The sequence below is a fragment of the Plantimonas leprariae genome (genome assembly GCF_008802405.1).
In the GTDB taxonomy this organism is placed as follows: domain Bacteria; phylum Pseudomonadota; class Alphaproteobacteria; order Rhizobiales; family Rhizobiaceae; genus Plantimonas; species Plantimonas leprariae.
This window is the reverse complement of sequence record NZ_VZDO01000010.1, coordinates 146,214-166,668: the sequence shown is the minus strand read 5'-3', so window position 1 is coordinate 166,668 and position 20,455 is coordinate 146,214. Positions and strand designations below refer to the sequence as shown.

20 protein-coding genes and 1 pseudogene are annotated in these 20,455 nt (G+C 70.5%); 5 read left to right on the top strand and 16 right to left on the bottom strand.

From position 1 onward, the window contains the following. Positions 1-22 precede the first annotated feature (22 nt). From F6X38_RS13685 to F6X38_RS13675, 3 genes are all read right to left on the bottom strand, one after another. The gene (locus F6X38_RS13685) at positions 23-880 is read right to left on the bottom strand and encodes a carbohydrate ABC transporter permease (protein ID WP_150970436.1); all 858 of its coding nucleotides are present in this window, start codon (positions 878-880) and stop codon (positions 23-25) included. After that, positions 877-1,755 (bottom strand): carbohydrate ABC transporter permease, encoded by an 879-nt coding sequence (locus F6X38_RS13680; RefSeq protein ID WP_150970434.1) that lies wholly within the window; start codon positions 1,753-1,755, stop codon positions 877-879. Before F6X38_RS13680 ends, F6X38_RS13685 begins: the two co-directional genes overlap by 4 nt. A 231-nt stretch (positions 1,756-1,986) precedes the next feature. Then, complete coding sequence (locus F6X38_RS13675; protein WP_150970432.1) at positions 1,987-3,291, bottom strand: ABC transporter substrate-binding protein; 1,305 nt, start codon at positions 3,289-3,291, stop codon at positions 1,987-1,989. A gap of 174 nt (positions 3,292-3,465) precedes the next feature. On the opposite strand from F6X38_RS13675, the gene F6X38_RS13670 reads away from it, so the two are divergent. Next, positions 3,466-4,389: a helix-turn-helix domain-containing protein gene (locus F6X38_RS13670; protein WP_150970430.1), complete on the top strand. Its 924-nt coding sequence runs from the start codon at positions 3,466-3,468 to the stop codon at positions 4,387-4,389. 24 nt (positions 4,390-4,413) lie between these two features. On the opposite strand, the gene F6X38_RS23415 is transcribed toward F6X38_RS13670, so the two are convergent. The 8 genes and pseudogenes from F6X38_RS23415 to F6X38_RS13635 all read right to left on the bottom strand — a co-directional run bounded on the left by F6X38_RS23415 (position 4,414) and on the right by F6X38_RS13635 (position 13,153). After that, the gene (locus tag F6X38_RS23415) at positions 4,414-4,581 is read right to left on the bottom strand and encodes a hypothetical protein (RefSeq protein ID WP_161992752.1); all 168 of its coding nucleotides are present in this window, start codon (positions 4,579-4,581) and stop codon (positions 4,414-4,416) included. 50 nt (positions 4,582-4,631) lie between these two features. Next, positions 4,632-6,302, bottom strand: coding sequence for a bifunctional phosphoribosylaminoimidazolecarboxamide formyltransferase/IMP cyclohydrolase (purH, locus tag F6X38_RS13665; RefSeq protein WP_150970428.1), 1,671 nt, complete (start codon positions 6,300-6,302; stop codon positions 4,632-4,634). A 58-nt stretch (positions 6,303-6,360) separates the two neighbouring features. Beyond that, positions 6,361-6,546, bottom strand: coding sequence for a hypothetical protein (locus tag F6X38_RS13660; protein WP_150970426.1), 186 nt, complete (start codon positions 6,544-6,546; stop codon positions 6,361-6,363). Then, positions 6,543-8,276, bottom strand: a complete 1,734-nt coding sequence (locus F6X38_RS13655; RefSeq protein WP_150970425.1) for a heparinase II/III family protein — start codon at positions 8,274-8,276, stop codon at positions 6,543-6,545. The genes F6X38_RS13660 and F6X38_RS13655 overlap by 4 nt, the downstream gene beginning before the upstream one ends. Before the next feature lie 441 nt (positions 8,277-8,717). Beyond that, positions 8,718-9,413: pseudogene (locus tag F6X38_RS13650) on the bottom strand (NADPH-dependent F420 reductase); the annotation flags it as partial. 87 nt (positions 9,414-9,500) lie between these two features. Then, the gene (locus tag F6X38_RS13645; protein ID WP_150970421.1) at positions 9,501-10,856 is read right to left on the bottom strand and encodes an RsmB/NOP family class I SAM-dependent RNA methyltransferase; all 1,356 of its coding nucleotides are present in this window, start codon (positions 10,854-10,856) and stop codon (positions 9,501-9,503) included. Continuing rightward, on the bottom strand, positions 10,853-11,836 hold the full coding sequence (gene htpX / locus F6X38_RS13640) for a zinc metalloprotease HtpX (protein ID WP_150970419.1): 984 nt from the start codon (positions 11,834-11,836) through the stop codon (positions 10,853-10,855). Before htpX ends, F6X38_RS13645 begins: the two co-directional genes overlap by 4 nt. Positions 11,837-11,905: 69 nt before the next feature. Beyond that, positions 11,906-13,153, bottom strand: coding sequence for an AGE family epimerase/isomerase (locus tag F6X38_RS13635; RefSeq protein WP_150970417.1), 1,248 nt, complete (start codon positions 13,151-13,153; stop codon positions 11,906-11,908). A 57-nt stretch (positions 13,154-13,210) separates the two neighbouring features. Between F6X38_RS13635 and F6X38_RS13630 the strand changes: the two genes are divergently transcribed. Together F6X38_RS13630 and F6X38_RS13625 are read left to right on the top strand one after the other, a co-directional pair. Then, positions 13,211-13,429 carry a DUF1674 domain-containing protein gene (locus F6X38_RS13630; RefSeq protein WP_246191342.1) on the top strand — a complete coding sequence of 73 codons (219 nt, stop codon included), beginning with the start codon at positions 13,211-13,213 and terminating at the stop codon, positions 13,427-13,429. A gap of 191 nt (positions 13,430-13,620) precedes the next feature. Continuing rightward, positions 13,621-14,118: a thermonuclease family protein gene (locus F6X38_RS13625; RefSeq protein WP_150970413.1), complete on the top strand. Its 498-nt coding sequence runs from the start codon at positions 13,621-13,623 to the stop codon at positions 14,116-14,118. Here F6X38_RS13625 and F6X38_RS13620 read toward each other — a convergent pair. After that, positions 14,115-14,546 (bottom strand): cell envelope integrity TolA family protein, encoded by a 432-nt coding sequence (locus F6X38_RS13620; RefSeq protein WP_150970411.1) that lies wholly within the window; start codon positions 14,544-14,546, stop codon positions 14,115-14,117. The two genes, F6X38_RS13625 and F6X38_RS13620, sit on opposite strands and share 4 nt — an antisense overlap. Further along, positions 14,543-15,241: a hypothetical protein gene (locus F6X38_RS13615; RefSeq protein ID WP_150970409.1), complete on the bottom strand. Its 699-nt coding sequence runs from the start codon at positions 15,239-15,241 to the stop codon at positions 14,543-14,545. Before F6X38_RS13615 ends, F6X38_RS13620 begins: the two co-directional genes overlap by 4 nt. Before the next feature lie 160 nt (positions 15,242-15,401). On the opposite strand from F6X38_RS13615, the gene F6X38_RS13610 reads away from it, so the two are divergent. Further along, on the top strand, positions 15,402-16,220 hold the full coding sequence (locus tag F6X38_RS13610) for an MBL fold metallo-hydrolase (protein ID WP_150970407.1): 819 nt from the start codon (positions 15,402-15,404) through the stop codon (positions 16,218-16,220). 7 nt (positions 16,221-16,227) lie between these two features. Here the strand turns inward: F6X38_RS13610 and F6X38_RS13605 are convergent, their stop codons facing one another. After that, positions 16,228-16,572 (bottom strand): hypothetical protein, encoded by a 345-nt coding sequence (locus F6X38_RS13605; protein WP_150970405.1) that lies wholly within the window; start codon positions 16,570-16,572, stop codon positions 16,228-16,230. 373 nt (positions 16,573-16,945) lie between these two features. After that, a complete protein-coding gene (gene acs, locus F6X38_RS13600; RefSeq protein ID WP_150970403.1) occupies positions 16,946-18,913 on the bottom strand; it encodes an acetate--CoA ligase in 1,968 nt (655 codons plus the stop codon). A 151-nt stretch (positions 18,914-19,064) separates the two neighbouring features. On the opposite strand from acs, the gene F6X38_RS13595 reads away from it, so the two are divergent. Continuing rightward, complete coding sequence (locus F6X38_RS13595; protein WP_150970401.1) at positions 19,065-19,697, top strand: DedA family protein; 633 nt, start codon at positions 19,065-19,067, stop codon at positions 19,695-19,697. On the opposite strand, the gene F6X38_RS13590 is transcribed toward F6X38_RS13595, so the two are convergent. Further along, the gene (locus F6X38_RS13590) at positions 19,688-20,356 is read right to left on the bottom strand and encodes a YggS family pyridoxal phosphate-dependent enzyme (RefSeq protein ID WP_150970398.1); all 669 of its coding nucleotides are present in this window, start codon (positions 20,354-20,356) and stop codon (positions 19,688-19,690) included. The two genes, F6X38_RS13595 and F6X38_RS13590, sit on opposite strands and share 10 nt — an antisense overlap. Positions 20,357-20,455: the final 99 nt, after the last annotated feature.

Here is a 20,455-nt window from a genome sequence, read left to right as displayed (position 1 = left end):
TCCTTCCCTGTTGGATGCGCTGCTATTTCACCGCGCCGGCCGCGATGCCGGACACGAAGTGACGCTGGAGGAGGACGAACACCGCCACCATCGGCAGCGTCAGGATGGCGGCGCCCGCCATGATCGCACCCCAGGGCGGGATGCCGGAGGAAGCGGACAGGATGCCGCCGAGCGCCACCGGCGCGGTGCGGGCGGACGGCTCCGTCGCGACGAGGAGCGGCCAGAGGTAGTTGTTCCACGAGGCGAGGAACAGGATGATCAGGAGCGCCGCCAGCGACGGGCGCACCAGCGGCAGCGCGATGCGGAAGAAGATGCCGAACTCGCCCGCCCCGTCCATGCGGGCCGCGTCGAGGATCTCCTGCGGCAGGCCGAGAAAGGTCTGGCGCATGAACAGGACGCCGAGCGAGTTGAACAGCGGCGGCACGATCACCGCGGCGAGCGTGTTGGCGAGCGACAGGTCGCGCGCCACCAGCACGTATTGCGGGATGATCACCACCGCGTAGGGCACGGTCAGCGTCGCGACGAGGAGCCCGAACAGCAGGCGTTTGCCGGCGAACTCGTATCTCGCGAAGCTGTAGCCCGCCATCGAGGTGAGGAGGGCCGAGACGGCGGCATAGAGGACGGCGACCACCACCGAGTTCAGGAGCGCCCGGTCGAAGCCGACCATCTCGACGATGCGCCGGACGTTGGCGGCGAACTCCGCCCCCGGCACCAGCGGCGTCGTGGCGGAGAAGATCGCGGCATCGCCCTGGCTGGCGAAGACCGCCATCAGGTAGAGGGGGCTGAGCCACAGCAGCGCGAAGGGCAGGAGCGCCAGCGTGATCCAGCCGTCGCGCCGCCGCGCCTGCGCCCGAAGCGTGCCGCCGCCGCCCGTACTCATCGCGCCTTCTCCCGGACGAAGAGGATGTTGAGGGCGGCGAGCAGCGCCGCCATCGCCGCGATGGAATAGGCGATGGTCGAGGCGTAGCCGAAGTTGAGGTTGGCGAAGCCCTGCTTGTAGAGATAGGTGCCGAGCATCTCGGTGCCCGCCCCCGGTCCCCGGTTGCTCTGGCCGGTGATCAGCCAGGGCTCGGCGAAGAGCTGCATCGTGCCGATCACCGACAGGACGAGGCAGAACACGACGACGGGCGCGAGCTGCGGCAGGGTGACGAAGCGGAAGCGCGCCCACGGCCCCGCCCCGTCCATGCGCGCCGCCTCGTAGAGTTCCTTCGGGATCGACTGAAGCCCGGCGAGGAGGATGATCGCGTTGTAACCGGTCCAGCGCCAGGTGACGGCCATGATCACCACCGCCATCGCCGGGCCGTCGGCGTAGAGCCAGTCGAGCCTCGGGATGCCGATCGCCTCCAGGCCGCGGTTCACCGCGCCGAACTGGCCGTTGAACAGGAGGCGGAAGATCACCGAATAGGCGACCTCGCTGACGACGACCGGCGCGAAGAAGGCGAAGCGGAATAAGGCGCGCATCCGGAGGAACGGCGCGTCGAGCGCCAGGGCGAGGGTGGTCGCGAGCACCAGCATGATCGGCACCTGCACGACCAGCACGAAGAGCGTGTTCCACAGCGCGTTGTGGAACTGCCGGTCCAGCCAGAGCCGCCGCCAGTTGATGTCGAGATCGAACACCCAGGGCGAGACGCGGGTGTTCTGGAACGAGAGCAGCACCGACTCCACCAGCGGCCAGCACCAGAACACGGCGAAGACCGCGAGGTAGGGTGCGAGGAACTGGTAGGGGACGCTTCGGTGCGCGCTCGCCTTTTGCATGGATTCGTCCTGAAGCCGCGAAGCATGATCGACGCCGGCGGAAAAGCACCCTCCTTCTCCCCGGCGGGGAGAGGGGTCCGACGGACGGGTGAGGGGCATGCGGCGGTGGCGGGTATCCACCCGGCAGCGCCCTTCGAGAGAGGCCCCTCATCGCCCTGCCGGGCGCTTCTCCCCCGCAGGGAAGAAGAACGCCACGGCAGCGGCGCGGCGATCTCTGATCGCCCCTTCGCCCTACTCCTTCACCGGCAGGCCGGTCGCGCCGGAGATCTCGTCCGCCGCGCCGTCGAGCACCTCCTTCGCATCGCCGCCATTGGCGAGAAAGGCGTTGTAGGCGTTGAGGAAGACGTTGTCGGCTTCGGCGAAGTACTGCGTGCCGCGCGCCGGCTTGATGTCCGGCAGGGTGCCGATGATCGTCTCCCACACCGGCTGCCCGCCCCAATAGGGCTGCGGCGACTTCACGAACGGGTCGTTCACGGCGTCCGGCAGCGTCGGCACGAGGCCGCTCGCCTTCAGCTGCGCCACCTGGCCCTCCGAGGTGCCGAGCGCGAAGTTGATGAAGGCGAGCGCGGCTTCCGGGTTCTTCGAGGCGGTCGGGACCGCCAGCGACGAGCCGCCGATATTGGCGGCGCGGTTGCCGCCCTTCTCGAAGGCGGGGATCGGGTAGACGCCCCATTTGCCCTCCTGGTCCGGCGCGGAAGCGCGGATCGAACCTTCGTACCAGCCGCCGTAGACGGCGCTCGCCAGCTTGTTGCCGTTGATCGCCTGCAGGGTCTCGCCCCAGTCGGCGGTCTGGTACAGCCCGGCCTTGGCGGCCTTGCCGATCACCTCCAGCGCCGCGACGCAGCCCGGCTGGTTGATCGTGACGTTCTCGCCCGTCTCGTCGAAATAGGCGCAGCCGTTCTCGTTGGCGAGCATGCGGAACCAGCTCGAATCGGCGTTGGTGGAGGCGAACTTCACGCCCTCGTTCGCCGCGACCACCTTCTTGCCGGCCTCGATGAAGTCGTCCCAGGTCTCGATCGTCACCGGGTCGACGCCGGCCTTCTCGTACATGTCGCGCCGGTAGAACACCGCGGCCGGGCCGGAGTCCCACGGCACGGCGTAGACCTTGTCGCCGACGGTGAGGTCGGTCAACTTGAAGGCTGGATACTTCGACAGAAGCGCCGGCTCGCCCGCGCTCATCGTCTTCACGTCGCGGAAGCAGTCCGGGAAGCGCGCCCAGAACACCTCCGACTCGTGGTTCTCCACGGTGTAGACGTCCGGCATACCGGAGCCGCCGGCCGCGCAGGCCGCGAGCCCGCGGTCGTAGACCGGCTGGTTGCCGAGGTCCTCGACCGTCACCTTGACGTTCGGATACTTCTTGTTGAAGTCCGGCACCACGGCCTTCAGCGCGTTCGCCGCGACGTTCCAGCTCCAGACCGTGATCTCGCCGGAGACGTCCTGCGCGGCGGCCGGGCCGGTGGCGGCAAGCGCCAGACCTGCCAGCGCCGCGCCGGCGAGGGCCGATCGCCGGAGGCGGTGCAGTCTCGATCGCTCCATATCGTTCTCCTCCCGTTGCTTCGTCACGCCCCGGCGCGTTCCTCCCGCCGGGGTCGTCGATGCATCCGATAGTAGCCTGCGCGCCTTGCCTGTCGTCGCGAGCCGCGCGATAGATATCGCAGATCCTAAGGTCGAAGCCGGCCATCGTAGGCCGGCAAAGGAAGAGGTCGATCCGTGTCGACGGCGAGCGAACCGGCTGCTGACACCATGAACGCGCCGCTGCTGCCGCTCGAAAGCTTCTTCGTGCCCGGCAACGACTTCATCGTCTCGACCTCGCAGACGGTCTGCGCCATGCCGGCCTCGCACACCCACAGCCAAGTCGAGCTGAACTACCTGCTCGAAGGCGAGATGACCTATCTCCACGGCGGGCGCGAGGCGACGCTGGCCATCGGCGACCTCGCGCTGTTCTGGGGCGCGATCGCGCACCGGACGGTCCGGGTCTCGCCCGGCGCGCGCTACGTCTGCATCTACCTGCCGCTCGAGATGTTCCTGAACGCCAAGCTGACGGAGCCCTTCCGCTCCGGGGTGCTCGCCGGCGGCATGCTCGTCGGCGCCGACCCCGCGCAGTTCGACGCGGCGCGCTTCCAGCGGCTGGTGGAGGACGCGAAGGGCCTGCCCGACGACGCGCGCGTCGCCGAGCTCCTCGTCGCGGAGGTGTTGCTGATCCTGCGGCGGCTCGACGTCACCGGCTGGCGCGACCTCCTCGCCGGCCAGCATCCGGCGGGCCGGATGGCGGAAGGCGTGATGCCGGAAACGGTGATCGAGATGGCGCGCTTCATCGCCGAGAACGGCCACCGGGCGATCTCGGTCGCCGACGTCGCGAAGGCGGCGAAGCTGCATCCGAACTACGCGATGACGCGCTTCCGGAACGCGCTCGGGCTGACGGTCGGCAGCTATATCCTGCGCCACCGCCTGATGGCGGCGCAGAGCCTCCTCGTCTCGACCAAGAAGGACCTCGCGGCGCTGGCCTTCGAGACCGGCTTCGGCTCGGTCAGCCAGTTCCACCGCTCGTTCCGGGCGCATTTCGGCACGACGCCGGCCGAATACCGCCGCCGCATGCGCCTCCCCACCGGCGCGGCGATCCCGAGCGGGACCTGAGCGCCGCGCCGGGCTTGCCCCGCCTCAGGCGGGGCGGTCCTTTTTCTTCTTCACCACCAGTTCCGGCTGCGGCGTCGCGAACTTCGAGCCGGAGGCGGCGGCGGGCGAGGCGGCGCTCGCGGCCGCGGCGGCCTTCTTGTCCTTCTTCGGTTTGCGCACTTCCTTGTTCGGGCGCATCTGACCCTTGGCCATGTCCATTCTCCCTTGAGATCGACGCCCGTCCGGCACGGGCGGACTGTGGCTCAGTGCCGGAAATGCCGCATGCCGGTCAGCACCATGGCGATGCCATGCGCGTCGGCCGCGGCGATCACTTCCGTGTCGCGCATCGAGCCGCCCGGCTGGATCACCGCCGTCGCGCCGGCCTCGACCGCCGAGAGAAGGCCGTCGGCGAAGGGGAAGAAGGCGTCGGAGGCGACCACCGAGCCGACCGTCAGCGGCCGGATCTCGCCGGCCGCGCCTTGCCCGGCCGCCATCTCGCGCCCTTGCGCTTCCGCGACGAGGGCCCGCGCCGCGTCCTCGGCCTTCCGCGCCGCGATCCGCGCCGAGTCGACGCGGCTCATCTGCCCGGCCCCGATCCCGACCGTCGCGCGGTCCTTCGCGTAGACGATGGCGTTCGATTTCACGTGCTTGGCGACGCGGAAGGCGAATTTCAGGTCGCTCATCTCCGCCGCCGTCGGCTCGCGCTTCGTCACGACCTTGAGGTCGAGGTCGTCGACGACGCCGTTGTCGCGCCCCTGCACGAGGAGGCCGCCCGCGACCGAGCGCACCGTCGCGCCCAGCGCGCGCGGGTCCGGCAGGCCGCCGGTGAGGAGGAGGCGTAGGTTCTTCTTCGCCTTGACGATCTCCATTGCCTCGTCATCCGCGCCCGGCGCGACGATGACCTCGGTGAAGACCTCGACGATCGCCCGCGCCGCGGCCGCATCGAGCACACGGTTCACCGCGACGATGCCGCCGAAGGCCGAGACCGGGTCGCAGGCGAGCGCCTTGGCGTAAGCATCGAGGAGGTCCGTCCCTTCCGCCACGCCACAGGGGTTGGCGTGCTTGATGATCGCCACCGCCGCGGTCCGGTTCGGGTCGAACTCGGCGACGCACTCGAAAGCGGCGTCGGTGTCGTTGATGTTGTTGTAGGAGAGCGCTTTGCCCTGCACCTGCCGCGCCGTCGCGACGCCGGGGCGCTTCTCGCCGGTCGCAAAGAAGGCGGCGTCCTGGTGCGGGTTCTCGCCGTACCGCAGCCGCTCCACCAGTTTGCCGGCAAAGCTTGCCTGGCGGGCGGAGGTTTCGCCGGCCTCGGTGCCCAGCCATTCGGCGACGCCCGCGTCGTAGGCGGCGGTCGCCGCGAAGGCCCGCGCGCCAAGCCGGCGACGGAGCGCGAGGCCGGTCTCGGCCGCGCCGCCGTTCGCGCGGAGGGCTTCGAGGATCTCGGCGTAGTCCGCCGGGTCGGTCGCGACCGCGAGATAGCTGTGGTTCTTCGCCGCCGCACGGATCATCGCCGGGCCGCCGATGTCGATGTTCTCGAGGACGCTGCCGAAAGGTGCGCCGGACGCCCGCACCTCGGCGAAAGGGTAGAGGCTGACGACGAGGATGTCGATCGGCCGGATGCCGTGCGCCTCCATCGCCGCCGCGTGCGCCGGATCGTCGCGCACGCCGAGAAGGCCGCCGTGGATGAGCGGATGCAGCGTCTTCACCCGTCCGTCCATGATCTCGGGAAAGCCGGTGAGATCGGAGACGTCCGCGACGCGAAGGCCGGCTTCGGCGAGCGCCCGCTTCGTGCCGCCGGTCGAGACGAGCTCGATGCCGAGGTCCGCGAGGCCCCTGGCGAAGTCGACGAGGCCGGTCTTGTCGAACACGGAGAGGAGCGCGCGGCGCGCGGTGACGCGGTCCGGTACGGGGGCCTCGTTCGCGGCGACGGCCATAGGTCACATCCTCGGATTCGGCTTGCGATCCGGGCTCCTTAGACGAGGACGGCCGCCCTCACAATCCAAGCTTCGGCGGCTCCACACGCGGGCCGCCCGGCGCCGGCTCCCGGCCGCGGCGGAAGCCTTCGGTCTTCGCGGCGAGATCGTCCATCGTGTTCGGCACGACGGTGACGGCCTCGTTCATCCCGGCGCAGCCGGCAAGGACGAGAAGGGCGGCGAGCAGAGGGGTGCGGGGGCTCATCGCCCTCCAGCATGCCGGGAAAGTGCGTCCGCAGTCGGGCAGGCGCCGCGCCGGCGCCGGAAGCTCCAGGCGACTGCGCGTGCGTGCGCCAAGTCGAACTCCACGACGATCTGGTGGCTGCGGCGCGGCCCGGCCGCGTCGGCGAGAAACAGGCTGTCCTCGATCTGCGCGGTGCGGTCGGCGCGGAACAGCCAGCATTCGCCGGTGGCGCCGAGAAGCGCGATGTCCTCGCCCTCGCGCGTCGCCGCGACGTCGGGATGGAGATGGAAACGGATCGCGGCGGTGGGCCGCACGCGCCCGAACCCCTTCGGCGAGCCCGACAGGCGGTCGACGCCCTCGATCGAAGCGCCGTCGCGGGCGAGGAACAGCGTGCGCTCGTGCCGGATGCCGAAGCGCGCTTCGTAGCCGTCGTGCGAGGCGACGATCCGCGTGCCGCCGGCCTCGCCCTCGATCGTCGCCGGCACGACCGCCGGCCCCGCGACCAGCGGGCTGCCGAGGAAGCGGCGCATCGGCCCCGGCGTCTCGAACCGCGCGGAGGAAGCATCGGCGAGCGTCAGGGTGGAATGGGCGGCGGTGGCGCGCGCCATCTGCCGCAACCGCTCGTCGCCGGAGACGCCGCAGTTCACCACGAAGCGCTGGCCGCGGCCGGAGAACTCGAAGGACAGGGTGCCGGCATGCGCCTCGCCGGCGAGAGCGGGCGCAGGCGGCGCGCCGATATCGGCGACGAGCACCGTGCCGCCGGCCGACAGCCGTCCGTAGCCGCCTTGGCGCGCGAAGCTCAAGGGTTCGCCGAGCGTTTCGTCGTGCCGCATCAGCCGCGTCACGAGGCGCGGATCGGCAGCGCCCGCGCCGTTGAACGAGGCGAGCGCTCCGTCGCCGTGCCGGAAGAAGCGCAGCATCGGCAGCATGCGGTCGAGGGCGGTAACGAGGCCCTTCGGCGCGGCGTGGTTCTCGGCGTCGAAGAGCTTCGCCAGCGGCAGGAGATCGGCGAGAACATCGACGATCGCGGCCGGGTCGCGCGACAGGTGGACGCCGTCGGCGAAGACCTGCCGGTCGAGTTCCTCGCCGAGGTTGCGGGCGGCGAGCCGGATCGCCGTCCCGCCCATGTCGAGCGCCAGCGCGCCGTAGGCGAGCGCGATGCGGGTGCGAAGGCGCGGCAGGCCGTCCGGCGCGTCGGGCGCGCCCTGCCTCAGCGTGCGAAGCTGGCCGGCGAGGCTGCGGCCGAACCGTTTCGCGAAGGCCGGCGGGGCGTCGCACAGGAGGAAATTCGCGGCGCCGATCCAGCCGATCGCGCGCCGCGCCGCGACGCCGGGCGCTTGCGCGACCGGGCTCGCGGCGTGGCCGGCATCCGCGATCCAGTCGGACACGAGCGCGCGGGCGTTCGCGCCGGCGAGCGCGTCGCCGGCCGCCTCGAGGTGGCGGAGCCAGCCGAAGCCGTGCAGCGCCGCTGCGAAGCGCGGCGAGGGCATCGGCAGCGCGAAGGGCGACAGGCCGCCGGTCTCGATCAGGCGGTTCTCGAAGCGGAAAGCGCCGGCATAGATGTCGAGAGCCGCCGCGAGATCGCCCTCGCGCAAGGGTTCGCGCGGCCCGAGGATCGCCTGCGGCGCGCCGGCCGCGAGATGCCGGCCGGCGAGCGGCGCGAGGCGCAGCGAGCGGCGAAGACGCCGCGAGGCCTCGGACAGGGCGAGCGCCAGGAGACGCTGGTTTTCGGCAAGGCCCGCCGCCACCATCTCCACAGCCGTACTCCGCTCCTTCGCCGCCCATCCCCGATCGGGACGGTTCGAGAAGGATCATGCACCGGCCATGGTAAACGAAGGTTGAAGGCGAAAGGTCTGCGTCGACGGCGTGCCTTCCGCCTGTCCGACCCCTCCCCGTTGCAGAAAAGGCGAAGGCAGGGAAGCTGCCTTCTCCCCTGCGGGGAGAAGGTCGGCAGGGGATGAGGGGTCCTGTCTCGAAGGCCGAGCCCGACAGCGACTTGCCACCGTCGCAAGGCCCTCATCTGTCCGGTGCTGCGCGCCGGCCTTCGGGGCGAGCCACTCGTCTCGCCCGTCCTTCGGACACCTCTCCCCGCCGGGAGAGGAAGGGTGCTCGCCCGCCGATGGTGGCGGGCGATGCGCTCGTGTAAGACCGACGACGTTTTCGCCGGTATCAGGCCTGAACGGGAGCCACCTTCAGGCCGGGTTCTCGAACGTGCCGGGGCTGGCGTCCGTCCCGCGCCATTCGGGTTTGCGCTCCGGCGAGGCGTCCTTCAAGGCCTTCTCCACTCCGGCCCGGTCGAAGTCCTGCGTGTAGACCGGCGTCGCCGGCTGCTGGCGCCAGGACTCGTCGATCGTGCCGGCGTCCACCGGATCGAAGCCGATCGCCTCGACGAGGTCCATCACGGTGCGCTTGGCGGCGGGGTCGTCGCCCGCGACCGGCAGGGCGATCCGCCCGGCCGTTCCGGCGGGCTGGCCGTTCTCCAGCAGGTGCTGGGCGTAGATGTTGTTGAACGCCTTCACCACCGGGCGCTTGAGCTGCGTTTCCACCCAGCGGCTTTCGGTAATGCCATCCTCGATGTCGGCGATCCGCCCGTCGCGCTGGCGCGGATAATAGTTGTTCGTGTCGACCACGACGACGCCGTCCGGCACGCCGTCGAAGAGCTTCGCCAGGCCCTCGACCTTGCGAAGCGGGATCGTCACGACCACCACGTCGCCCGCCTTCGCCGCTTCCGCCGCCGTCACCGCCTTCGCGCCGCTTTCCCGCGCCAGGTCCTGCAGCGTTTCCGGCCCACGGGAATTCGCCACAGAGACTTCATGCCCCAGCGCCGCGAAGCGCTTCGCCAGAGCGCCGCCGATATTGCCGGCGCCGATGATGCCGATCCGCATGGGAACCTCCTGTTCCTGATCGTCCTCAGAGACGGCGGCAGGTGGGACGGCGGGACGCCCGCGTCGAGTCCCGCTTCGCGAACGCGGCGTTCAGGAATGCCGGACGAAGCGGGCGGCGAAGAAGCCGTCGAGGCCGGCGAGGCGCGGGTCGGCCTCGTTCGGCAGCATCGAGGGGAGGGTGCGCAGGAAACCTTCCGCGCTCACCGCCCCGCCGAGCCCCGGTACTTCCCCATCGCCGATCGGTTGGAGCCGGAACTCCGGGTGCCGCTGCAGAAACTCCGCCGCCACCGCCTCGCCCTCTTCCGGCAGGACGGAGCAGTTCGAGAAGACGAGCCTGCCGCCCGGCGCCACCATGCGGCTCGCGGCCTTGAGGAGCCGCGCCTGCACCTCGGCGAGCTTCGCCACCTCGGCCGCGTCCTTGGTGTAGGGCACGTCCGGATGCCGGCGGATCGTGCCGGTGGAGGAGCAGGGCGCGTCGAGGAGCACCGCATCGAACGGCTCGGCCGGCGCGTAGCTCGCGGCGTCGGCGACCAGCGTTTCCACGTCGAGCCTGAGACGCGCGAGGTTCTCGCGCAGGCGCGTCATGCGGCGCTCGCTCGCGTCCAGCGCGGTCACGCGTGCGCCGGCGAGCGCCAGTTGCGCAGTCTTGCCGCCCGGCGCGGCGCAAAGGTCTAGGGCGCGCTTGTTCCGCAGATCGCCGAAGAGCAGCGCCGGCAGGGCCGCGCCCGCATCCTGCACCCACCATTCGCCGTCCGCGAAGCCGGGCAGTTCCGGCAGCGGCCCGTCGAGGGCGGCGAGACGTACGGTGCCGGTCGCGAGCTTCGTCCCGCCCAGACGCGACGCCCAGCCGTCCGGGTCGGACTTCACGGTGAGGTCGAGCGGCGGCGGAACGCCATGCGCCCGCGCGATCGCGTCCGCGGCGGCCGCGCCGTAGGCGGCGGCGAGACGCTCCCGCAGCCAGGGCGGCAGGTTCTCCGAAGGCTTCGGGGCGATCTTCGCCTTCTCGCGCGACAGCCGCCGGAGGAGCGCGTTGACGAGGCCCTTGAAGCGGCGGTTGCGCGGATCGGCCTCGGCCGCCGCGACGGCGAGATCGACCGCGGCCGAATCCGGCACGTCGAGGAACAGCACCTGCGCCGCCGCGGCATGGAGGAGGTGTCTGAGGGCCGCGGCGTTGCCGGGGAGCGGGCGCTCCAGCCGCCCGGCCAGCGCTCGTTCGATCGTGCCGCGATGGCGCAGGGATGCGAGCAGGATCGCCCGCACCAACCCCTGATCGCGGGGCTCGAGGGCCCGGTAGCCGGGATGGCCGCCGCGCAGGTCGAGCAGGCCGTCGAGCGAGGTGCGGCCGTCCACCACCGCGGCGAGGAGCTTGGCCGCGACCTGCCGGGACAGGAGCCCCGGCCGCTCGACGGCAGGCGACCGCTGCGGCGACTTCCCGGCGGCGCTCAACCCCAGGGACCGCGGCGCGGCGCTTCGTCAGCGGCGGCACGCTGCCGGTCGAGGCCGCGCGACCACGGACCGCCCGCCGCATCCGCCGGAGCGGCTTCGTACCGCTCGTAGCGTTCCGCGGGAACGGGCCGCGTATCGGCTTCGCCGCCCATCGCCACGAGCGCGTCGATGCGGTTCTGCGTGTCGGGGTGGGTCGAGAACAGGTTGTCCATGCGCTGGCCGCTGAGCGGGTTGACGATGAACATGTGCGCCGTCGCGGGATTCCTCTCGGCGTCGTAGTTCACCGTGCGCCCCGCGCTCTGCGCCAGCTTCGCCAACGCCGAGGCCAGCCAGCGCGGATTGCCGCAGATTTCCGCGCCGCGTCGGTCGGCCGAATATTCCCGGGTGCGCGAGATCGCCATCTGCACCACCGCCGCGGCGAGCGGCGCGACGATGACGCCGAGCAGCACGCCGACCACGCCGAGCGGGTTATTGTTCTCGCGGTTGCCTGAGAAGAAGAAGGCGAAGTTGCCGAGCATCGAGATCGCGCCGGCGAGCGTCGCGGTGACGGTCATCGTCAGCGTGTCGCGGTTCTGGACGTGGGCGAGCTCGTGCGCCATCACGCCGGCGACCTCCTCCGCGGTCATCCGTTCGAGGAGGCCGGTGGTCGCCGCGACCGCCGCGTTCTCGGGATTGCGCCCGGTCGCGAAGGCGTTCGGCTGATCTTCCTGGATGACGTAGACGCGCGGCATCGGCAGGCCGGCGCGTCCCGCCAGCCCTTCGACGATGCGGTAGTATTCGGGTGCGGTTCGCACGTCGACCTCCACTGCATGATGCATGCGGAGCACCATCTTGTCGGCGTTCCAGTAGCCGAAGAGGTTCATCGCGGCCGCCACGGCGAAGGCCACCAGCATGCCGCGCGGACCGCCGACCAGAAAGCCGAGCCCCATGAACAGCGCGGTCATCGCCGCGATCAGCATAGCCGTCTTGACGTTGTTCATGGGCCTCCGGTCAGCCTTTCCCTTGGGTGAAATGTTTCACGTGAAACATGGGAGGGAGGGACCGGCGCTTCAATCGCGCCGCGACGAAGCCCCGATCACGGCGGTGAGACTGCCCGTCGCCGGATAGAGCGGGATCAGCAGCGCCTGCAGCGAATGGTAGATGTCGGGGATGCCGTGGAACAGCGTCTCCTCGGGCCGGAGATCTTCGGAAAGCTGCGGGTGCCAGCCGCCGGTCGCGGGGTCGATCAGGTAGCGGTCGGCGAACTCGTAGGTCTTCCGGTACCATTCCTCGTGGAATTCGCTCGGCCGGTGCTCAGCGAGGAAATGCGCCGCGCCGATAGCCTCCGCCACCGGCCACCAGAGCTTGTAGCGGGTGCGCGGATTGTTCTCGAAATCGGTGGTGTAGAAGAAGCCGCCGCCGCCCGCCTCGTCCCAGCCCCAGCGCACGGCGTTGGCGAAGAGCCGCTCCGCACCGTCCGGCATCCAGTCGGCCTTCCTGCCGCCGAGCACCCAGAGTTGCAGGAGGAGCCGCGCCCATTCCAGCCAGTGGCCGGGCGTCATGCCGGCCGGGCGGAACATCTCGTCGCCCTGATAGTCGCGGTCGAGCTGCCAGTCGGCATCGAAATGCTCCGGCACCCGCCAGGCGAGGCTCGCGGCATGGCGCTCGATGATAAGACCGGCGATGCGCGTCGCGCGTTCCAGGAACTTCGCGTTGCCCGTCGCTTCGAAGGCGGCCATCAGCGCTTCGGTCAGGTGCATGTTGGCGTTCTGGCCGCGATAGGGACCGAGCGGCGTCCAGTCGCGTTGGAACCCGTCCACCACCGCGCCGCGGTCCTCTTCCCAGAAATGCGCGTCGATGACGCGGTCGACCTCGCCGAGCAGCGCCTCGGCCCCATCGTGGCCGGTGGCGAGCGCGCCGGACGCGGCCAGGAGCACGAAGGCATGGCCGTAGGCCTGCTTCGTATCGTCGGCCGGGCCGGTCTCGCCGACGCTCCAGAACCAGCCGCCCTGCTCGGCGTCGCGGTGCCAGTCCGCCAGGAAGGCGAGGCCGTGGTCGACCATGCGCCGCGCGGCCGGCCGGCCAAGCTTCTCGCCGATCGCGAAGCAATGGATCATGCGCGTCGCGTCGTGGATGCCGCGCGGCCAGCCGACCGCGCCCTCCACGGGGCGACCATCGCCGTCGAGCGGCCGGAAGCCGCCGGCGGGATCGAGCGCGCCGGCCTCGAAGGTCGCGAACAACTTGTCGGCCTGCGCTTCCAGCCGCCGCCGATGCTCGGCCGACTTGCGGAACGGCACCGCATCCCTCGTTTCGCTCATCCGATCCTCCTCGGGGAACTTCGCGTTTCCGCCTTGCAATCCGACGCGGGGACGCCGATGTCCAGCCTCATGAGCGACGAGACCACCGGAACCCTCGCACACACCCCCGAAACGCGCGTCCTCTCGCCCACCGCCGAACGCGCCCTTGCCGAGGCCGCGGCGCGCCGCGCCGCCGCCGCGCAAACGACCCGGCCGCCCGAGGTGAACGGCCGCGCGGGACCGGAACCGACGCGCTTCGGCGACTGGGAAAAGAACGGCATCCTGTCGGACTTCTGACGGCAGCAATATCGCATAAGTTGTAGGACTTCTGTCCCGCGGAACCGAATAGGCTCCGTGCAGATTCCTTGCGCGCGGTCGCCGGGCTTCGACCGCCCGAAGCTGAGCAACGTGTTCCTCCAGCGGGAGAACGGTCAGCTTCTATTAGGATTTCAGGCCTAGCTTGCGGAAGGAACGACAAGGAACCTCACATGGTGCGCAGAACGGTGGTTGCGCTTCTCGGTTGCATCCTCGCAGTGACCGGTTCGGCTGGCTCCGTCGCCGCAGCGGGCGAGGAGCCCGGCCGTACCGTGGCGGGACCCGTGGCCGCCTCCGTCACCAAAGTGCGCGATGGCGATACGGTCGAGGTCGAGGCCTATATCTGGCCGGGTCAGGTGGTCCGCACGGCGGTTCGCCTGCGCGGCATCGACGCGCCCGAGCTGAAGGGCCGCTGCGATGGCGAACGTGCGGCGGCGGAGGTGGCGCGCGACCGGCTTACCGCGCTGGTCGCCAGCCGCATCGTACAGCTCGGCGAAATCTCCGGCGACAAGTATTTCGGCCGCGTCCTCGCGCGGGTCGCGAGCGACGACGTGCCCGATGTCGGGGCCAAGCTCCTCGCCGAGGGCCTCGTCGCCCCCTATCGCGGCGAGAAGCGTCGCGACTGGTGCGCGAACGATCCGAAACTCTCCGGCTTCCGCCCGGCGGACTAACGCAGCGAAGCGTTGTCGAAGTTGATGCGCAGTTCGCGCCATTCCTCGTAGCGCTCCGGCGGCAGCCGGTAGGGCGCGCAACGCCGGACGGCGCGGATCGCCGACTGCGTCAGTTGCGAGACCGCCATGCCCGGCGGCTCCACCGTCACCGCCGGCGTGCCGTCGATCTCGCCGTCGCGCGTCAGGCGCACGGTGACGCCGATTCGCGTCGCCGTTTCCGTCACCGGCAGCGACCAGCACGCCGCGAGAGCTTGGCGCAGCCGCACCCCGAGATCGGCCTCGTCGACCGAGACGCGTGGCCGGCCGGTGTTGCTGAGCGCCCGAAGGATTTCGTCGCGGCGCTGAGTGTCCGCGCTCCCGTCCTCGGCGCGCACCGCGCAGGTCGACAAGAGAACCAGCGTAGCGGCGACGGCCGCCCCGCCCCTCACTGCGGCCGCGCCGGCTCGCCCGCACCGAGACCGTCGTCCGGCGCGGGCACGCTGGGCACGTAGCCGTCGGGCGAGGAGGCGACCGGCGGCGCAGCCCCGTCGAGCCCGCTGCCGTCCGGCACCGGCGCGACCGCAGGAGCCGGCGGCGGGGGCGGCGGATTGTCCGGGTCGATCGTGTCGAACTTCATCTCGATCTGCTTCCACTCGGCGTAGCGCTCCGGCGGCAGCGCATAGGGCTGGCAGCGCTCGATCGCCTTCGCGGCGCTTTCGGCGAACTTCGTGCCGATAGGCCCAAGCGGCTTGTCGATGATCATCGGCGCGCCGTCGAGCGCGCCGTTCGGCTGAAACTTCAGCCGGATGCGCGCGACGCCGCCCTGCGCCTCGGTGCCGTAGACGCGCGGGATCGCGGTCCAGCACTTCTTCACCCCGTCCATCACCCGGTCGACGTCGAGCGGCGGCCCGCCGAGCGTCGTGGTGGTCGGCGGCGTCTCGCCGCCGGGCGGCAGGCCTTGAATGGCGGAATTGGTCGAATAGCCGTTCGCGTCGCCGCTGGGGCGCGCGAGGTTCGGGTCGGAACCGGCATAGGGATCGGAGTCGCGCAACGGCTCCACCATCGGCGGCGCGCCGACGCCTTGCGCGCAGGCGCTCGTGCCGGCGGCGATGCCGAGTGCGGTGATCAGGATGCCGAGCCGCATCGGGCGAACTCCGTTCCGGATGAAACACGTTGCGCTCGCGCCGGAAACGAGCCCAATCTCACGTGGGGTGGGGAAACAGCGCTCGGGCGCGATCCGTCAAGCGACGGAAAACGCTAGCGCGCCGCGGCTGTTCCCGCACGGCCCCGCACCGGAGGAGCCCGTGACGGTTTTCGTCTGCATTGCCTGCGGCACGCTCTACCCCGACGACGACGTGCCGCCGCCGGCCTGCCCGATCTGCCGGGACGAGCGGCAGTTCGTGCCGCCGGGCGGTCAGGAATGGACGACCCGCGAGAAGCTCGCGGCCCGTCACAAGCCGACCTTCGCGGCGGAAGGCGAGCTTCTCGGCATCGGCATCGCGCCGGATTTCGCGATCGGCCAGCGGACGCTGCTCGTCCGGACGCCGGCCGGCAACGTCCTCTGGGATTGCGTGCCGCTGCTGACCCCGGCGACGGTCGACCTCATCGGCGGGATCGGCGGCCTCGCGGCGATCGCGATCTCGCACCCGCACTACTACTCGGCGATGGCCGACTGGGCCGAGGCCTTCGACTGCCCCGTCCTCCTCCACGCCGCCGACCGCGAATGGGTGATGCGGCCGAGCCGGCGGATCGAGTTCTGGGAAGGCGAGCGTCGCCCGCTGCTGCCTGGTCTGACGCTGGTGCGCTGCGGCGGTCACTTCGCCGGCGGCACCGTCCTGCATGTGGACGCCGCAGCCAGGCGGAAGCCGGCGCTGCTCGTCGGCGACATCCTGCAGGTGACGCCGGGCTGCGACCGGCTCGGCTTCATGCGGAGCTATCCGAACTACCTGCCGCTCGGACCCCGCGCCGTCGAGGCTGTCGCAGCGGCGCTGCACGGCCTCGACTTCGAGGCGATCTACGGCGCGTTCTGGGGGCGGGTCGTGCCCGAAGGTGGGCGTGCGGTGCTCGAGGCCTCCGTCGCGCGGCACGTCGCCTGGGCGAGCGACCGCGCCGCGGAGATTTGAGCCAAGATCAGCGGAGGCGGATCACCACGCCGTTGTCGCGGTAGCGGTGGTGGCGGCCGTAGAACCGGTCGCCGCGCCAGTGATGGCGACGCCCGTAGTAGCCGCGATCGCGATAGTAGCCGCCGTGGCGGTAATAGCGTGGTCCGCCGCGATAATACCGGCGGTCGCCGAGGAAACCGTGCCGGCGGTAGTAGCCGCCGCGGTCGCGGTAGCCGTGCCCGTGGTCGCGCACCACGACGATGCCGTCGCCGCCGCCGTAGAAGGCCGTCCGCGCCTCGCCGGGCGTGGCGAAGACCGTCAGGCCCATCATCACGGCGAGCGCCGCGATGAAACTCTTGAAGGGAACTCGCATACTCGATCTCCGAACGCAGTCGGCAGGAACACCGGGACCGGCGGTTCCGTTCCGGCCGCAGCCGAGCGCTCCGGAGCGCGGACAATCAAAAGGCCGCTTCCCTGTTCGGAAAGCGGCCCCGTGAAGTCCGATTGTGCCGGCGGGTCAGCGAACCCGCTGGCGGATCGGCATACCTTTACGCAACGATCGAGGGCTGCCCCTTCGTGGCGCTGAGATACATGGACCCGGCCGGCATCAGGAAATCACTCGACATCGGATCACCTCCTTTCGTTGCGTTGAACACGGGGAGGAGTATGGGATGCGAAAAGCGGCAGGACAAGGGCCCTGCCGAACGTTTCGCCAGTTTCGGGCAAGCTGTCGCAGCCGAAGGGCGTCAGCCCGTGCCTTCCGCCCGCCGGTTCTGCCGGTTAGACACGAGGTCGTCCACCACCGCGGGGTCGGCCAGCGTCGAGGTGTCGCCGAGCGCGCCCGGCTCGTCCTCGGCGATCTTCCGGAGGATGCGGCGCATGATCTTGCCGGAACGGGTCTTCGGCAGGCCCGGCGCGAACTGGATCTTGTCCGGCGCGGCGAAAGGCCCGATCTCGGCGCGGACGTGGCCGACCAGTTCCTTCCGCAACTCCTCCGAGCCTTCCTCGCCCTGCATCAGCGTGACGTAGCAGTAGATGCCCTGCCCCTTCACGTCGTGCGGATAGCCGACGACGGCGGCTTCCGAGACGGCCTTGTGCGAGACGAGGGCCGACTCCACCTCGGCCGTCCCCATGCGATGGCCGGAGACGTTGATCACGTCGTCGACGCGGCCGGTGATCCACCAGTAGCCGTCCGCGTCGCGCCGCGCCCCGTCGCCGGTGAAGTACTTGCCCTTGTAGGTCGAGAAATAGGTCTGTTCGAACCGCTCGTGGTCGCCGTAGACCGTGCGCATCTGGCCCGGCCACGAGTCCGCGATGCAGAGGTTCCCCTCCGCCGCGCGGTCCAGAACCTGCCCTTCCGCGTCGACCAGTTCCGGCCGGACGCCGAAGAAGGGCCGCGTCGCCGAACCGGGTTTCAGCGCCGTCGCGCCCGGTAGCGGCGCGATCAGGATGCCGCCGGTCTCGGTCTGCCACCAGGTGTCGACCACCGGGCAGCGCTCCTCGCCGACGACCCGCCAGTACCAGAGCCAGGCCTCCGGGTTGATCGGCTCGCCGACCGTGCCGAGGATGCGGAGCGACCGGCGCGAGGCACGCTTCACCGGTTCGTCGCCCTGCCCCATCAGGGCGCGGATCGCGGTCGGCGCGGTGTAGAAGATGTTGACCTCGTGCTTGTCGACCACCTGCCAGAGGCGGCCGGCATCGGGATATGTCGGCACGCCCTCGAACATCAGCGTCGTCGCGCCGTTCGCGAGCGGCCCGTAGACGATGTAGCTGTGGCCCGTGACCCAGCCGACGTCGGCGGTGCACCAGTAGACCTCGCCCGGCCGGTAGTCGAAGACGTGGGCATGCGTCAGCGAGGCGTAGACGAGGTAGCCGCCGGTCGTGTGGAGGACGCCCTTCGGTTTGCCGGTCGAGCCGGACGTGTAGAGGATGAACAGCGGGTCCTCCGCGCCCATCGGCTCCGGGTCGCAAGTTGCGGCGGCTTTGTCGCGCGCCTCGTGCCACCAGACGTCGCGCGCCGGATCGACCGCGACCTCGCCGCCGGTGCGCTTCACCAGGAGAACGCGGGACACGTCCTGCCCGCCCTTCGCGGCGATGGCGATCGCCTTGTCGACATTGCTCTTCAACGGCACCTTCCGTCCGCCGCGCACCCCCTCGTCGGCGGTGACGACGAAACCGGACTGCGCGTCGACGATGCGGCCCGCCAGCGAGTCCGGCGAGAAGCCGCCGAACACGACGGAATGGACGGCCCCGATCCGCGCGCAGGCGAGCATCGCATAGGCCGCCTCCGGGATCATCGGCAGGTAGATCGTGACGCGGTCGCCCTTCTTCACCCCATCCGCCCTGAGGACGTTCGCCATGCGGCAGGTCTCCTCCAGCGCCTCGGCGTAGGAGATGCGCCGCGACTCGGCCGGGTCGTCGCCCTCGAAGATGATCGCGGTGTCCTCGCCCCGTCCCGCTGCGACATGCCGGTCGAGGCAGTTGGCGCTGGCGTTGAGGACCCCGTCCTCGAACCATCTGATCGAGACGTCGCCCGGCGCGAAGGAGGTGTTCTTCACGCGGGTGAAGGGCCGGATCCAGTCGATGCGGCCCCCGTGCTCGCGCCAGAAGCCTTCCGGGTCGGCGAGGCTCCGCTCGTAGCCCGCGCGGTAGTCGGCATCCGACAGCGTGGCGCCATCCGCCCATTCGCGCTTCACCGCGATCGTGTCCGCCATCTGCCGCCTCCCGCACCGCGCCGGCCTCCCGCGCCGGCTTTCCCGAAGCGTTCTAGGCGGGAGGTCCGGAGCGGTCCAGCCGGAAAAGCGGCGCGGCGCTGTTGCGCGGGCGCGCTAGGGACGGCGCCATCGGTCGCGTAAGGGAAGCCGCATGGAAAGCCTCCTCGCGCCGCTCGTCTCCGCCGTCCTCGCCCTCATCTCCTTCGGAGGGCATGCGGGCGTCGCGCTGCTGATGGCGCTGGAATCGGCCTGCATCCCGATTCCCTCCGAGATCATCATGCCGTTCGCCGGCTACCTCGTCTCGACCGGACGGTTCGAACTCTGGAGCGTCGCGCTCGCCGGCGCGGTGGGCTGCAACATCGGCAGCCACGTCGCCTACGTCATCGGCGCGAAGGGCGGCCGGCCGCTCGCCGAGCGCTGGAGCCGCCACTCGATGTTCGGCAAGCGCGAGCTGCAGCTCGCCGACTGGTTCTTCGAGCGCTACGGCCTCTGGGCGATGTTCTTCGGCCGGCTCCTCCCGGTGGTGCGGACCTTCATCGCCCTGCCGGCCGGCATCGCGCGGATGAACCTCGTCGTGTTCCACGCCACCACCTTCGTCAGCTCGCTGATCTGGTGCTACGCGCTGGCCTATGTCGGCATGCGGCTCGGGGCCGGCTGGCACGACAGCCCGATCATGAAGACCGCGTTCCACGTCGCCGACGCGGTGATCGTCGTCGCGCTCGTCGCCGGTGCGATCTGGCTCTGGGTCGACTTCCGCAAGAAGCGCCGTGCCCGTCAGTTGTAGTCTCTGGCCCCGAAGATCGCCGAGCCGACACGGACCGAGGTCGCGCCGAAGCCGACCGCGGTCTCGTAGTCGCCGCTCATTCCCATCGACAGCTTCGCGACGCCCGCTTCCCCGGCGATCTTGCGCAGCAGCGCGAAATGCGGTCCCGGTGCCTCCTCCGCCGGCGGGATGCACATCAGGCCCTCGATCGCGAGGCCGAACTCGCTCCGGCAGCGTGCCACGAAGGCGGCGGCCTCCTGCGGCGGGATGCCGGCCTTCTGCGGCTCCTCGCCGGTGTTGACCTGCACGTAGAGGCGCGGCGCCTTCCCCTGCTTCGCGATCTCCTTGGCGAGCTCGCGCGCGAGCTTCTCGCGGTCCACCGTCTCGATCACGTCGAAGAGGGCGACGGCGTCGGCCGCCTTGTTCGACTGGAGCGGGCCGATGAGATGCAGTTCGATGTCGGGAAAGCGGGTCCGGAGCGCCGGCCACTTTCCCTTCGCCTCCTGCACCTTGTTCTCGCCGAAGACGCGCTGGCCGCGTTCGAGCACCGGCAGGATGGCGTCGGCATCGTAGGTCTTCGACACGGCGACGAGTTCCACCGAGCCGGCTGGGCGACGATGCTCGCCCTCAGCCTTGGCGATCGCGGCACGAACGGAAGCGAGGCGGTCGACAGCGCTCATCGGCGGCTCCTTGGACTCTGTGAGAAAATCGCATATCTTGGCGGAGCGGGTGCCGGCCTTTCGACCGACACCCGCTTGCTACGAAAAGAACGAGACCCG

What these genes read in the sequence shown, in the direction of transcription:
- F6X38_RS13660 (WP_150970426.1), bottom strand. Translation starts at nt 6,546, where the DNA reads ATGAGCCCCCGCACCCCTCTGCTCGCCGCCCTTCTCGTCCTTGCCGGC.
- F6X38_RS13625 (WP_150970413.1), top strand. Translation starts at nt 13,621, where the DNA reads ATGGTGCGCAGAACGGTGGTTGCGCTTCTCGGTTGCATCCTCGCAGTG.
- F6X38_RS13615 (WP_150970409.1), bottom strand. Translation starts at nt 15,241, where the DNA reads ATGCGGCTCGGCATCCTGATCACCGCACTCGGCATCGCCGCCGGCACG.
- acs (WP_150970403.1), bottom strand. Translation starts at nt 18,913, where the DNA reads ATGGCGGACACGATCGCGGTGAAGCGCGAATGGGCGGATGGCGCCACG.
- F6X38_RS13635 (WP_150970417.1), bottom strand. Translation starts at nt 13,153, where the DNA reads ATGAGCGAAACGAGGGATGCGGTGCCGTTCCGCAAGTCGGCCGAGCAT.
- purH (WP_150970428.1), bottom strand. Translation starts at nt 6,302, where the DNA reads ATGGCCGTCGCCGCGAACGAGGCCCCCGTACCGGACCGCGTCACCGCG.
- F6X38_RS13680 (WP_150970434.1), bottom strand. Translation starts at nt 1,755, where the DNA reads ATGCAAAAGGCGAGCGCGCACCGAAGCGTCCCCTACCAGTTCCTCGCA.
- htpX (WP_150970419.1), bottom strand. Translation starts at nt 11,836, where the DNA reads ATGAACAACGTCAAGACGGCTATGCTGATCGCGGCGATGACCGCGCTG.
- F6X38_RS13605 (WP_150970405.1), bottom strand. Translation starts at nt 16,572, where the DNA reads ATGCGAGTTCCCTTCAAGAGTTTCATCGCGGCGCTCGCCGTGATGATG.
- F6X38_RS13655 (WP_150970425.1), bottom strand. Translation starts at nt 8,276, where the DNA reads ATGGTGGCGGCGGGCCTTGCCGAAAACCAGCGTCTCCTGGCGCTCGCC.
- F6X38_RS13595 (WP_150970401.1), top strand. Translation starts at nt 19,065, where the DNA reads ATGGAAAGCCTCCTCGCGCCGCTCGTCTCCGCCGTCCTCGCCCTCATC.
- F6X38_RS13630 (WP_246191342.1), top strand. Translation starts at nt 13,211, where the DNA reads ATGTCCAGCCTCATGAGCGACGAGACCACCGGAACCCTCGCACACACC.
- F6X38_RS13685 (WP_150970436.1), bottom strand. Translation starts at nt 880, where the DNA reads ATGAGTACGGGCGGCGGCGGCACGCTTCGGGCGCAGGCGCGGCGGCGC.
- F6X38_RS23415 (WP_161992752.1), bottom strand. Translation starts at nt 4,581, where the DNA reads ATGGCCAAGGGTCAGATGCGCCCGAACAAGGAAGTGCGCAAACCGAAG.
- F6X38_RS13590 (WP_150970398.1), bottom strand. Translation starts at nt 20,356, where the DNA reads ATGAGCGCTGTCGACCGCCTCGCTTCCGTTCGTGCCGCGATCGCCAAG.
- F6X38_RS13675 (WP_150970432.1), bottom strand. Translation starts at nt 3,291, where the DNA reads ATGGAGCGATCGAGACTGCACCGCCTCCGGCGATCGGCCCTCGCCGGC.